Source organism: Aestuariirhabdus haliotis, from assembly GCF_023509475.1.
In the GTDB taxonomy this organism is placed as follows: domain Bacteria; phylum Pseudomonadota; class Gammaproteobacteria; order Pseudomonadales; family Aestuariirhabdaceae; genus Aestuariirhabdus; species Aestuariirhabdus haliotis.
Genome location: NZ_JAKSDZ010000011.1, coordinates 25298 through 37507, shown reverse-complemented (window position 1 = coordinate 37507; position 12210 = coordinate 25298). Strand labels below are relative to the sequence as shown.

Here is a 12210-nt window from a genome sequence, read left to right as displayed (position 1 = left end):
CGAGAGTCTCAGCAGACCTGAGAAAGAAGCCCAGTAGTGAAAAAGCCGTCCGGTGGATCAAACCGGGCGGCTTTTTTTCTGTAGATAATGGCAAAAGTTGCCCCATCCCTGCCGGCAATGCCCAGGTCTATTTAGGTTGCAGCGCCATCAGCTTTGCGCCAAAGCCGATAAACACCACGCCGGTAACACCCTGTAGGACTCGTTGGAAAACCGGATTTTTGCTCGCACTAACCAGACGTGAGAACAACAGCACCATGGAGGAAAACCAGAGTAGATTAATCAGCGAATGAACCGTGACCAGCAAGAACGCATAGCTGATAGCGTTGTCGCCAATGGGCATAAATTGCGGAAAGGCGGCCAGATAAAACATCGACACTTTGGGATTCAGGGCGTTGGTCAAAAAGCCTTCGAGAAACGATCGGCTCAGCTTGGCTTTGCTGCGGCCGGGTATTGCGTTGGTTTGAGGTTTTGGGCTGGGACGGGTAGCGCTTAGCAGGGCTTTGAGACCAATCCAGGTGAGATATGCTGCACCCAGCAGTTTGACCACAAAAAAGGCTTCCGCCGACTGGGTCAGGATCACCGAAATACCCAGAATCGACAGGCTACCGTGAAGGTAGAAAGCGGCCAGAAAACCGGCAACGTTGGCGAATCCGGCTTGCTTGCCAGCGCTGGGCACTGTTTTCGCAATCAACAGGCCATTGGGCCCGGGGGAGATAACCAGCAGCAGGGCGATTATGGCAAAGCTGATAACTTGAAGATAATCCATCACGGGCTCCTTGTGATAGTGATAAGCAATAACGACAGTAATATACCCCGTGCCTGCCGACACCTGAAGGTCTTTTCAGTGGTGCTATTTAAACGGCCTTACTTTAAACGCCAATATGAGTTTTGCCGTCATTACTTGCGGCCATTCCGTATGAACGATACGGCAATTGGTGCCTGCCGATCCTTAGGGTAGGCTAAGCTATCGCCTGGAATAATAACAAGGACAGCTGATGCCCAAGTCGAAAGACGCCTCACTCCAGTACCGCCACTACGGCTGGCAAGTGTCGCCCTACACAGCCAAGACCCGTGCCGGGTTACGTTTCAAGCGGGCGTCTTTCGAGGATATAGCGCCCGATTATCGCACCATGAAAAAACGCCTGGCACCTAAGGTTGGGCGGATTATTATGCCGGTGATGGAGACGCCTGAGGGCGAGTACTTGCAGGACTCCACGGTGATTCTCGATCATCTGGAGCAGCAATTTCCCGAGCGGCCATTGTTACCGGTTACGCCTCGCCAACGGCTGTTATGCCGATTGATCGAGCTCTACGCCGACGAATGGTTACCGAGCATTGCGCTGCATTATCGCTGGTATTACAAAGAGCAAAATTACGCCTTTATTACCCGGGAATTTGGTGCCAGCGCATTGCCCAACTGGCCCGGTTTTGTGCAGCGGTTCCTCGGTCGAAAACTGGCAGACCGAATGCAATCCTATTTGCCGTTGTGTGGCGTTACGGAACGATCGGTACCAGCGGTGGAGCGCTGGTGCGAGCGTTTGTTATCGATTCTGGAAGATCATCTACAGCAACATCGGTATCTGTTGGGAGCATCCCCCTGTGTGGCCGACCTGGCTTTGTATGGGCCTATCTATGCTCACCTGTATCGTGATCCGTATTCCAGCGCATTGGTCAAACAACACCCGGCGCTAGTCGATTGGATTCATCGGTTGGGCGAGGGTGCCCCTGAGGCGAAGGCTGGACAGTGGCTGGAAAAGGATGCGGTGCCCTCGACACTGGATCCCCTGTTACAGATGATCTTCGGGGAGATGTTTCCATCCCTGAATCAACTGGTAGAGCGCGTGTCAGTCTGGCTGGAGGAACACCCCGATGCCGATACCCTGCCCAGGGCGTTGGGCAAGATCGATATGCATATTCAGGGTGTCACCGAAACACGAGCCTGCATCACCTATACCTATTGGATGTTGCAGCGGGTGCTGGACGATTACCAATCCCTGAGTTGTGCTGAACAGCAAAGCGTCGATCAGTGGTTGGAACCTTGCGGAGTGCTCGATGCCCTGCAGCTGCGCCTTCCCGAGCCTTTGAGGCTTGAACGGTGCCGCTTGCGGCGCAGTCTTTGATGACAATGATTGGACTAGCCTGAGATATCGCGAGTGTTGAGAACTACGGGAACAGGGTCTCTTTTTTAGTGACTTGCCTGTGTGTCAGGAAAGCGCTCAATCTGGGGTTTGCGCTTTCTCCACAAGTGCTTCGATCCAGGCTTGAATCTCATCGATAGTCGTTTGATTGCCGTTGAACAACCTGAGTAGTAATCCTCCCATCATCAGAGCATAGGCCTGTTCTGAGTGCTTGGTGCCTACTGCTTTGGTGAGCTCGTTAAGAAAGGCCTGGTCGGCTTTTCTTAACAGTGGATCATTTTGTATATCGGCACTATCTCGGTCTTTGACATAGTCCAGTAGCAGAACCATCTCGCCCCGGAAACGATTATCCAGGGTTGTTAACAGTGCCTTTAATGGCTCATCGATTGTGTCGGATTTTGCATGATCACTATCCTGGCCATAGAGGCTGTAGGGTTGCGTGATGAACTCGGTGCAGGCTTCAAACAGTGCCTTTTTGCTGGGGAAATAATGATAAAGCGCACTTTTAGAGACCCCCATTGCTTCGGCTATACCACGCATACCAAGCCCGTGGTAGCCATGCTCAGTAAACACCGCTACGGCTTTGGTGGTTAATTCCTGTCGGTAGGCCTCGTGGTCAACGACTTTGGGCATGTCTCTCATTGCTCCGAATGTATTACAAAAAGCACAGTGGTGAGGACTATAACATGCCTTATAAACCCTAAAAAGACCAATTGGACTAAAAAGATTGACTTGGTGCGTGTGGTGTTTGTATTATTTAGTCCGATCGGACTATATAGGGTCTGGTCCGTTAACCGGAAATGGTTATGTATTGCCTGAAAAGCCGAAAAAATGTTGGAGTGGATAGATGCAGATAGATAAGTTCAGAGTTAAAAATGCAGATATAGATTGGAATTGTTCAGGTGACTTTAGTTTTACCGCGGGTTTCGGAGCAACAAAAGCAGAACGAGCGCTGGCCAATTATGCAGCATTCTGTGCCCCTGTTATTTTGTACTTCCTGGTATGGCAAGACCTGGAATGGAGCTTGTTGCAATTGATCGTTGCGAGCGCTCTGGTGTTGGATATGGTGGGTGGTGTTATTACCAATTCGTTGGGTTCTATGAAGCGCTTCTTGCATACCGATCAGTCACTGAAATTATCCTGGTTAGGTCGTTTGGTAGGCAGCAAGTTTGTCTTTCCTGCTATTCATTTCCAGATATTTGTCGCGCCATTATGCTTTGATGTGACCTGGAGCTACGGGTTTTTCTGGTATGGATTGATGATGGCTTCAATCCTGGTTCTCCATCTATTACCTCTTTACCTCCACCGTCCGGTGGCGCTGCTTATCGTTATGCTCTCAATCATTATTGGTCAGGTTGCTTTCTCTGCACCTGCCGGACTGGAATGGTTGGCCCCTATCTACATAATTAAACTGGTTCTCTCCCATGGCGTACGAGAAGAGCCGTATCGTCCAGCGGAAGTATCGGAACGCCCATAAAATTGCGGGCGCTATCCGAAGGCAGAGGCGCCCTGGCAAACTCCTGATGTTCGTTATCGAGGTGGAGAGGGCTCTGTATTGATATAAGAGGACAGTTCATGGAAAAAATCTGTAGCGACCTCTGGGTCTGCAATGGAACATCGGTTCCCTTTTTGACGATCCCTTTTTCAACCCGAATGGTGGTTATACGACTGCCGCAGAACAAGCTGTGGGTGCATAGCCCTATTGCATTGACGGAAGAGATTAGAGAGTGGATTGATGGGATCGGGGATGTGCAGTACCTGATCGCGCCCAATCATCTCCATCATTTATTCCTGCACGAATGGCAGCAAGCCTATCCCTCGGCATTAACATACGGGACCGAAGAGCTTATTAAAAAACGAAGTGATCTGGTGTTTTCTGGAGAATTAACCACTGCAGGGCATTACCCCTGGAAGGTTGATATTGAACAGCTTCTCTTTACCGGTTCGCCCTTGATGCAGGAATCGGTATTTCTGCATGTGGCATCAAAGTCGCTCATTGTTACGGATTTAATCGAGAATTTTTCTCCAGATGGCTTTAGCTTTACCCAGCGCATCCTGTTAAGGCTGACCGGCATATTAGCCCCAAACGGCAGAACCCCTATAGATTGGCGATTCAGTTTTCTGTTTGGTCGTAACGAAGCAAGGCGGCATTATGATCGTCTGCTTGCCTGGAAACCGGTTCGAATCATTATGGCTCATGGAGAAATTATTGAGACGGATGCCGAGGGCTTTCTGAAAAAATCCTTTGCTTGGCTAAGGCCGGTAGAAAAGGTCTAGCCATCAGTCGTCAACGCATTGATTGGTCACAAACGGTGTTCAGGTATTGAGGCTGCTGCCGCCCCCGCTGTTAGATCCCGGCGGCGTGCCAACTCAGCGGCGTCTCGGAGGCCGTTCATCACCCAGCGGTAAACCGGCCTCCATTGGACGGACCTTGAACTTGCGCCCCTTGATTTTGCCGTTGATCAAGCGTCCCAGGGCCTGATTAGCGGTGTCGCGTTTGATGGCGACAAAGGCCACGTGGTCGAGAATATTGATCTTGCCGACCAGGTCGCCGGCAATGCCTGCTTCGCCGGTTAGTGCGCCCAGGATATCCCCGGGACGAACCTTGTCCTTGCGCCCGCCGGAGATACACAGCGTGACCATGCTCGCGTGCATTGGCGTTACCTGCGACGGCAAGTCACCCATTTCTCCCAGCGGTAACGGCTGTTGCTGGTACTCTTCGATGGCGCGTATTTTTCGGCTCTCGTAATCGGTATAGAGGCTCAGGGCCAGACCCTCCTTACCCGCCCGGCCGGTGCGGCCAATGCGGTGTACATAGGTTTCGGAGTTGCGCGGCAGGTCGTAATTGATCACCGCCGGCAGGTCGTTGATGTCGAGCCCGCGCGCGGCCACATCGGTCGCTGCGAGTATGGAACAGCTGCCATTGGCAAACTGGATCAGCATCTGGTCCCGTTCTTTCTGCATCATATCGCCATGCATGGCGCCGGCACTGAAACCCTGGTCGCGCAGCATGGCGCTGATGGTTTCGCACTGTTGCTTGGTATTGCAAAACAGCACGCAGGACGCGGGGCGGAAATGGCTCAGTAAGCGAACCAGCAGATCATCCTTGTCCGCTTCGCTGGTGGGGTAGCACAGCTGGGTAATTTGTTGCGGGCTGTGTACCGACTCGACACTGACCTCGACCGGATTGTTTTGGAACCGCGAGCTGAGCTGGCGAATCTGTTTCGGGTAGGTAGCCGAGAACAGCAGGGTTTGTCGGTTGCCGGGGGTGTGATCGATGATGCCTTCGATGGCTTCGATAAAGCCCATATCCAGCATACGGTCGGCTTCGTCCAGTACCAGAGTCTTGACCTTATCCAGCTTGAGAGTGCCTTTGCGTAGATGGTCGGCAATACGACCTGGTGTGCCCACGACAATGTGCGCGCCGTGTTCGAGCGAACCGATCTGTGGGCCAATGGGCTGGCCACCGCACAGGGTGATGATCTTGGTGTTTTGCTGAAAACGCGCCAGCCGACGCAGCTCGGTGGCCACCTGGGTACTGAGTTCACGGGTTGGGCACAGCACCAGGGCTTGCACCGCAAAATGGGCGGGTTTAAGCCGTAACAGTAATCCGATACCAAAGGCGGCGGTTTTGCCGCTGCCGGTCTTGGCCTTGGCAATCAGGTCTTCACCGGCCATCGAGCGGGGCAGGGACTGGGCCTGAATCGGCGTCATTTTTTCGTAACCGAGCTGTTGCAGGGTATCGAGCAGTGCGGTGGGCAGGGCCAGAGAGGAAAAAGCAGTATCGGTCACGGAGGGCTCGCAGCAAAGGGGGAAGCGGGGCGCGCATTGTAGCAGATTTCGGTTGCGCGGTAGCGTCCCCGTACGCTGCGATTGGCGGCGGGTCTGGGGCTTCGACAGAAACTCATAGTATGGGCTCCTTCGTCGGTGAATGCGGTACCGAACCACAGGGTTGTGCTGAGAACCCTTCAATCATTTCGCTAAGCGGCTTGCGAGGAACCCTGTTGTTGCATGGCGGCTGGCTGCGGGTCGGGCCATAGGTCATTCAGTAGCGATTGGGTATCGTACCAATAGCCTTTGCTGATCCACTGCGCGAGCGCACTGGCGACATCAGGGTACTCCTGGGGCGCGCCCAAGCGACCGGGTGCCAGAGCGTCGCGCAGGCAGTCGGTATCGAGCGTCGTCAGTCGATCCCCCAGACACAGTTGCTCCAGGGCCAGAGCATTGGCTTGTTGCTCTATCTGCCCCGAAACGGGTTTAACCAGCGGTTGAATGCCCAGGTGCAGGGCTTCGCTGACCAGCTCGAAACCGGCGTTGCAGATCACTGCGCCGGATTCGCACAGATCCTGTTTAAAGCCGCGCAGATTGGGTGCCCGCAAATGGATATGCCCCTGATCGGCGAAAGAGAGGCCGGGACCATAGATAAAAAGCTGGTACTGTTTCAGGGGGAGCAGGCTTTCGATCACCCGCTGTTGATGTTCGAAAGGCAGGTAGACCAGCACTTTTTCCTGGCGAGGACCTTGGGGCGACAAGCGGGTATCGATGATGGGCGGCAAAATGGGTTGGTTGAAATGGTGCCAGTGCAGGCCAATGGCAGTATCGACCGGTGCAAAGTATTTCAACAATAGAGCACCCGACAGGTCGTGGCCGGGCCTGGGAACGTCGTGGCAGAAGGCGTACTGATGACCGATGCCGACACAGGGCACGCCCTGGCGACGAGCGGCCCAGGCGACCACGGGTTCATAATCGCTGATCACCAGATCGTAACCGCTCAAGTCGAGCTGGCGGATCTCGCGCCAGAACTGCCCCACATTGTTCAGCCGTATCGTCGCGGCATAGTCGATGGCCCCGTCTCGGGTGGCAAAGCTTAGCCCTCGGCACACTCGATAATCACCAAACACCTCCATACCAAATAGCGGATGGTGCTGGCGACCGGAAATCAGGTAATCCACCTCGAGGGGTTGTTGTTGCAGGCGTTCCGCCAGCAGCCGGGATCTTGTCAGGTGGCCGTTACCGGTGCCTTGAATACCGTAGAGAATTTTCATCGTTGACTCCCTGTGTTGAGTGGGGGCGAGGTGAGTGGCGTCAAATCACCAGAAGCAGGCAGCAATAGCCGATGCCGCTGCCGATGAGGGCGCCGGCAACAATGTCGCCGGGAAAATGCACGCCGACCAGTACCCGTGACAGGCCAACGGCGCTGGCCCAAAGCCATAAAGCGAGGGAATAATCCGGCAGGAAATGCCCTACCAAAACGGCCAACAGGAAAGCGGCGGCGGTATGCCCCGAAGGAAAGCTGAATTCGTCGGAGGCAGTAACCAGGCTGACCACAGACGGGAGCTGATTGGGTGGGCGGCGGCGTTTAAGCCCCTGTTTAAGCCAGCGATAGCAGCTGCGCTCGATGCTGAAAGCGAGCAATATCAGCATCAGCAGCGGCCAGCCTCGCTCCGGATCCAGCCACAGAATCAATAGGGGTAAGACAACTTGCAGATAACCGTCGCCAGTGCGCGACAATGTTCGGGCAAGAAATGACAGGCTCAGGTAACGGCTATGATAAAACGTCCAGTGGAAGAGCCGGGTGTCCAAAGTCTGCAATCGTTGTAACAGCATCATCATTGATAGCCTTTGGTTTTATCATTCTGGTTTCATCCTGCGCCTCGCAAGCTGCAAAAACATGACCGGCAGATGACAAAATGATGATGTTCTTCCGCAGGGTAGAACTGCTAAGCTGAATGAAGGAGGACCACTTAATGCTAGTAACGATCGCCCGTTACTCCTTTCCTTACGAAGCACAGATCGCCCGGTCACGTTTGCAGGCTCAGGGTGTCGAGGCCTATGTGGCCGATGAGCACACCATCAATATGCAGTGGCTGTATTCCGATGCCCTCGGCGGCGTAAAGGTGCAGGTGCCTGCAGTTGACGAGGTGCGGGCGCGCTCGATTCTGGCCGAAGACCTTTCTATAGAAACCGAATTCGAAGCTTTCGACAGCGTCCCGTTACCCCGGCAATGCAATCACTGTGGCAGTACGCGGCTTGAACCCTACCGCCAAGGCAAGCGCACGGCATTTTTGATGTTTCTGGCGCTGCAGTTTCCTCTGTGGCCAACCCGGGATGCCAAGCGTTGCCGCGATTGTGGTGAAGTGATTCGATACTGAGTGAGGGCAGACAACGGCAGTGAGATGATAAAGGTGCTAAGGTGGTTCATCGTTTTCTGCGCAGGACCCTGCCATGAGTTTTCTGTTTGAAGAGCTGGATTACCAGCAAACCCCCCACGGCGATATCAGCCTGCGTAAACGCGCCGAGCCACGACTCGATGGCAAGATCCTGTTTGAGGTAAAACTCAACGATGAATGGTTGATGTCGAGCCTGTTTACCGAAGCCGAAATACAGTTATCCAAACTGGGTCTTGCGGCGCTCGATGCCGAGACACTCGACGTGGTGGTGGGTGGTCTCGGGCTGGGCTATACCGCGGCTGCGGCGCTGGAAGATGTGCGAGTAAAAAAACTGCAGGTGGTCGATGTGATGGCGCCGGTGATCGACTGGCACCAGCGGCACCTGGTACCGCTGGGTAAAACCCTGACCGATGATCGTCGTTGCGAATTGGTACATGCCGATTTTTTTGATGTCGCGACTAACCCGAAGCGAGGCTTCGATGGCAGCGATAACAATTGCCCGGTCGATGCGATTCTGCTCGATATCGATCACTCACCCAGCCATTGGCTCAATCCGGGCAACAGTCATTTTTATTCCCTGGCGGGTTTACAGGCCATGGCCGATAAGCTCAACCCGGGTGGCGTGTTTGCGCTCTGGTCCAACGATCCGCCAGAAACCGAATTTGTGGCCTTGCTTGGTTCGGTGTTTGGAAATTGTGAATCCCATATTGTGCGTTTTCCGAACCCGTATCGCATCGAGGAATCGACCAATACGGTCTATGTTGCGAGTAAAACGCGATAACGGAAATCAGACCTTGTTGGCAGCCTGAAACCCGTCCAGCACATTGGCGGTGTTGATGCCGATCTCCTCTACTGCATAGCCGCCTTCCATTACAAACAGGGTGGGAATACCCAGCGCGCCAATGCGTTTGCCGTAGTCAAAAAAATCATCGGAGGTGAGTTTAAAAAAACTGATGGGATCGTTTTCATAGGTATCAACTCCCAGGGAAACCACCAGGTAGTCGCAGTCGTATTGTTGAATAGTATCGAGCGCTTGGCCCAGAGCTGCACCCCAGGTGACATAATCGGCCGCGGGTGGTAACGGATAGTTATGCGTAAATCCCTTACCTTTCCCGGTCCCCGTTTCATCGGCATAGCCTAGGAAATAGGGAAAGGCATGAGCAGGGTCGCCGTGCAGCGAGATCGTCATGACATCGTCGCGCTGGTAGAAAATCTGTTGGGTGCCGTTGCCGTGGTGAAAGTCGACATCGAGGCAGACCACGCGGGCAGCGCCCTGGTCTCGAAGATGCTGCGCCGCGATCGCGGCATTATTCAAAAAGCAGTAGCCGCCAAACTGATTGCTGGCGGCGTGGTGCCCCGGCGGTCGGCATAACGCGAAAGCGCTCTGATCGCCCTTAAGAAGCAAGTCTGCCGCCGTAAGCGCCACATCCTTAGCCGCCAGCGCCGCCTCCCAGGTGCCCCGGGTAATGGATGATTCGGACGCCAGAGCGTAATAGCCGAGCTGTCCCTCAATATGCTCGGGAACGATATCGGAGCGCATACTGCGGGCCGGCCAGACATTGGGAATGGCTTCGCCTTTGTATCCGGCATCGCACCAGTGTTGCCAGACTGTGCTTAGAAAATCGACATAGTGTTTGTCGTGTACGGCCAGCACGGGTTTAAGGGAGTAGATATTCTCTGGCAGTGGAGTCGAGTAATCTCGTCGCGCCAGCTCTTTCAGTATGTAATCGACCCGCTGCCGGCATTCAAAAGGGGTAACCAGCTCGCCGCCATGCAGTTCGGTTTTGGGCTGGCGCAGGTGATGTTGAGGGGAATAGATAATCTTCATACAACACCTGACCTTAGAATACTCATTACGAACTCCGATCTTTTGTTTAGGACATCGTTGTTTTACTCAGATATGCCCCGATTGTTCGCAAAGTATTAAATCGGATTGAGGTCGACATTGGCAAGCCAAAGTAAAACCCTGTTGTTGTTCGGCCGGAAGAATCGCCACAGCATTCGGGTTAGCCAGCGTTGCCTGACCGTTGGTGATTTTCATCATGCAACAACCGCACTGTCCAACGCCGCAGGCATGAGGGATGGACAGTCTTTGCTGGCGAGCGACTTCCAGTACAGTCTGGTTAGAAGCGACATCCAATTGATGCTGTTGTCCATTCGCTAGCTGAATCTTGACCTGATGTAAAACACCTTCAGGCTGTGGAATATCTAAGGAGAAATTTTCTACCAGTATTTGCTGCTCCGTTACAGACAGGTCGCTCAATGTTTTCATAACCATTGCTTTCAACGCCTCCGGTCCGCAAAGGTAGAACAGGGTTTGCACTTGATCGAAAGCTAATGTTTTCAGGGATTGTAGTAGAAAATTTTGTTTGGCCGCTGAGTGGCAATCGGTACTCGAAGATGGATTGTCATCATCGAAACCGTGGATGATGGTGAGACGGGGCGACCAACGTTTTTCCAGCGCAATTAGTTCATTCATGAACAGGGCGCTGGCTTGAGAACGGTTGAAATAGATCAACTGCACATGAGTGCATGAATCCCTTTCCAGGGCGGTTTTCATTAAAGATAGAATCGGCGTGATGCCGCTTCCGGCGGCAATAAAACAATACTGTTCCAGTGGCTTGGTTCTTGGTACAACCGCCCCCGCCTCCAATGTGAACTCTCCGAAAGGGCCGGCAACGGTCAGACAATCGCCGGCTTTGAGCTCTCGATTGAGATAGTTGGACATCAAACCATTAGCGACTCGTTTGACGCCAATTGATAGCTTACCGGAAGAGGGTGATTCGCAGATGGAATAGCAGCGGGTAACCTGTTCTTGGCCGAACTGTTTGCTGACCGTAATGTACTGGCCGGCCTGAAAACGTAGTGGTTGTTGATTGAGGGTTTCGAATTCTATCACTACTGCATCAGGTGTTTCGTGGCGAATATGGGTAACGCACAGGTTGAGCTTTAGTGTCTCGTTACAATCCAGCGGACCGTAGGAACTGGGCGCTTTCAGGAAATGGGGAACCAGATTTTCGATGGCGGCGTTGTTGGCTTCCAGCTCGGGGCGCACTTCATGGAACACGCGCTCGTAATGATACCATGGCACTCGTGGGTACATATGGTGAATCAGGTGGTAGTTCTGACCCAGTGTCAGGTATTTTAATCCCGGCGCCCTATAGATGCGGGTATTGCGATAGCGTCCCTGATGCTTGCTGGGCGTGTGTGGAATCCAGTCAAAAAGCATAGCCAGCACGTACAGGGAGATCAACAGGGGCACAACACCGAGCATTAAAAGCTCCCAGCCATAACCTGCAGTCAGCATCAGGTAGATGAATGTGCCAACGAGTAGGTAATGTAGAATCGAGCTATAAAAACTGCCGGCAAATGCCGGATTACGGTAAAGGCCGGTGGCAATTCTATACAGGTAGTGCCATATCTGGGAGAAACTTCGGTACGAGGCTTGCCAAAAAGAGCCGGAGCCCACCCAATAGTCCGGATCTCGCTCGGGATCGTTGGTGAAGGCGTGGTGCTGGTCGTGGATCGCGGCAAATAGACGATAGGGCAAAATAAAGAAAGGCAGTGCCGATAACCAGCCCATGGCGTTTTCTAATGGTTTCATTGTGGCTCGGCTCTGGATAATGTTGCCGTGGCCAGCTTCATGCATCACCGTGAAGGAAAGATAGCAGAGGAGTGTCGACAAAGGGAGGGCCCACCAAATAGCGGCACTGCCCTGAATAGTGCTGATGAACAGAAATCCGTAACCTGCAACGATAACGGCAAATAAGGCTACGGTTCCCCAGGCAATCGTTAGCGTACTACCTTTCCAGTAGTTGGATGATAGAGGTGGGACGATATTGGATGCTGCACCGGTCATGAATTCACCTTATTGTTGATATTATTGAGGTCGCGCTGGGCGC

Annotated in this window: 12 protein-coding genes; 5 read left to right on the top strand and 7 right to left on the bottom strand. The window is 53.3% G+C overall.

Features of this window, described 5'->3' with window-relative positions; translation table 11 throughout:
- Nucleotides 1-127 precede the first annotated feature (127 nt).
- Entirely contained in the window at nucleotides 128-766 is a 639-nt protein-coding gene (locus MIB40_RS09230; protein ID WP_249693298.1) for a LysE family translocator, read from the bottom strand.
- A 229-nt stretch (nucleotides 767-995) separates the two neighbouring features.
- Between MIB40_RS09230 and MIB40_RS09225 the strand changes: the two genes are divergently transcribed.
- Nucleotides 996-2120, top strand: coding sequence for a glutathione S-transferase family protein (locus tag MIB40_RS09225; protein ID WP_249693297.1), 1125 nt, complete (start codon nucleotides 996-998; stop codon nucleotides 2118-2120).
- Nucleotides 2121-2216: 96 nt separating this feature from the next.
- Here the strand turns inward: MIB40_RS09225 and MIB40_RS09220 are convergent, their stop codons facing one another.
- Nucleotides 2217-2771, bottom strand: coding sequence for a TetR/AcrR family transcriptional regulator (locus MIB40_RS09220; RefSeq protein ID WP_249693296.1), 555 nt, complete (start codon nucleotides 2769-2771; stop codon nucleotides 2217-2219).
- Between the two features lie 214 nt (nucleotides 2772-2985).
- On the opposite strand from MIB40_RS09220, the gene MIB40_RS09215 reads away from it, so the two are divergent.
- Together MIB40_RS09215 and MIB40_RS09210 are read left to right on the top strand one after the other, a co-directional pair.
- Nucleotides 2986-3615 (top strand): hypothetical protein, encoded by a 630-nt coding sequence (locus MIB40_RS09215; protein ID WP_249693295.1) that lies wholly within the window; start codon nucleotides 2986-2988, stop codon nucleotides 3613-3615.
- A gap of 98 nt (nucleotides 3616-3713) precedes the next feature.
- Nucleotides 3714-4415 carry a DUF4336 domain-containing protein gene (locus tag MIB40_RS09210; protein ID WP_249693293.1) on the top strand — a complete coding sequence of 234 codons (702 nt, stop codon included), beginning with the start codon at nucleotides 3714-3716 and terminating at the stop codon, nucleotides 4413-4415.
- Nucleotides 4416-4508: 93 nt separating this feature from the next.
- On the opposite strand, the gene dbpA is transcribed toward MIB40_RS09210, so the two are convergent.
- The 3 genes from dbpA to MIB40_RS09195 all read right to left on the bottom strand — a co-directional run bounded on the left by dbpA (nucleotide 4509) and on the right by MIB40_RS09195 (nucleotide 7751).
- Complete coding sequence (gene dbpA, locus MIB40_RS09205; protein WP_249693291.1) at nucleotides 4509-5930, bottom strand: ATP-dependent RNA helicase DbpA; 1422 nt, start codon at nucleotides 5928-5930, stop codon at nucleotides 4509-4511.
- Nucleotides 5931-6118: 188 nt separating this feature from the next.
- Nucleotides 6119-7183, bottom strand: coding sequence for an MJ1255/VC2487 family glycosyltransferase (locus MIB40_RS09200; RefSeq protein WP_249693290.1), 1065 nt, complete (start codon nucleotides 7181-7183; stop codon nucleotides 6119-6121).
- A 40-nt stretch (nucleotides 7184-7223) separates the two neighbouring features.
- Nucleotides 7224-7751 (bottom strand): phosphatase PAP2 family protein, encoded by a 528-nt coding sequence (locus tag MIB40_RS09195; RefSeq protein ID WP_249693280.1) that lies wholly within the window; start codon nucleotides 7749-7751, stop codon nucleotides 7224-7226.
- A 134-nt stretch (nucleotides 7752-7885) separates the two neighbouring features.
- Here MIB40_RS09195 and MIB40_RS09190 point away from each other — a divergent pair, with 134 nt between their 5' ends.
- Complete coding sequence (locus tag MIB40_RS09190) at nucleotides 7886-8290, top strand: putative signal transducing protein (protein ID WP_249693278.1); 405 nt, start codon at nucleotides 7886-7888, stop codon at nucleotides 8288-8290.
- 73 nt (nucleotides 8291-8363) lie between these two features.
- Entirely contained in the window at nucleotides 8364-9089 is a 726-nt protein-coding gene (locus tag MIB40_RS09185; RefSeq protein WP_249693277.1) for a polyamine aminopropyltransferase, read from the top strand.
- 6 nt (nucleotides 9090-9095) lie between these two features.
- Here the strand turns inward: MIB40_RS09185 and MIB40_RS09180 are convergent, their stop codons facing one another.
- Both MIB40_RS09180 and MIB40_RS09175 read right to left on the bottom strand, forming a co-directional pair.
- Complete coding sequence (locus tag MIB40_RS09180; RefSeq protein ID WP_249693275.1) at nucleotides 9096-10136, bottom strand: histone deacetylase family protein; 1041 nt, start codon at nucleotides 10134-10136, stop codon at nucleotides 9096-9098.
- A gap of 66 nt (nucleotides 10137-10202) precedes the next feature.
- Complete coding sequence (locus MIB40_RS09175; RefSeq protein ID WP_249693273.1) at nucleotides 10203-12167, bottom strand: fatty acid desaturase; 1965 nt, start codon at nucleotides 12165-12167, stop codon at nucleotides 10203-10205.
- Nucleotides 12168-12210: the final 43 nt, after the last annotated feature.

Coding starts and splice junctions, on each gene's coding strand:
- MIB40_RS09185 (WP_249693277.1), top strand. CDS start 8,364: ATGAGTTTTCTGTTTGAAGAGCTGGATTACCAGCAAACCCCCCACGGC.
- MIB40_RS09230 (WP_249693298.1), bottom strand. CDS start 766: ATGGATTATCTTCAAGTTATCAGCTTTGCCATAATCGCCCTGCTGCTG.
- MIB40_RS09225 (WP_249693297.1), top strand. CDS start 996: ATGCCCAAGTCGAAAGACGCCTCACTCCAGTACCGCCACTACGGCTGG.
- MIB40_RS09195 (WP_249693280.1), bottom strand. CDS start 7,751: ATGATGATGCTGTTACAACGATTGCAGACTTTGGACACCCGGCTCTTC.
- MIB40_RS09210 (WP_249693293.1), top strand. CDS start 3,714: ATGGAAAAAATCTGTAGCGACCTCTGGGTCTGCAATGGAACATCGGTT.
- MIB40_RS09220 (WP_249693296.1), bottom strand. CDS start 2,771: ATGCCCAAAGTCGTTGACCACGAGGCCTACCGACAGGAATTAACCACC.
- MIB40_RS09200 (WP_249693290.1), bottom strand. CDS start 7,183: ATGAAAATTCTCTACGGTATTCAAGGCACCGGTAACGGCCACCTGACA.
- MIB40_RS09215 (WP_249693295.1), top strand. CDS start 2,986: ATGCAGATAGATAAGTTCAGAGTTAAAAATGCAGATATAGATTGGAAT.
- MIB40_RS09175 (WP_249693273.1), bottom strand. CDS start 12,167: ATGACCGGTGCAGCATCCAATATCGTCCCACCTCTATCATCCAACTAC.
- MIB40_RS09190 (WP_249693278.1), top strand. CDS start 7,886: ATGCTAGTAACGATCGCCCGTTACTCCTTTCCTTACGAAGCACAGATC.
- MIB40_RS09180 (WP_249693275.1), bottom strand. CDS start 10,136: ATGAAGATTATCTATTCCCCTCAACATCACCTGCGCCAGCCCAAAACC.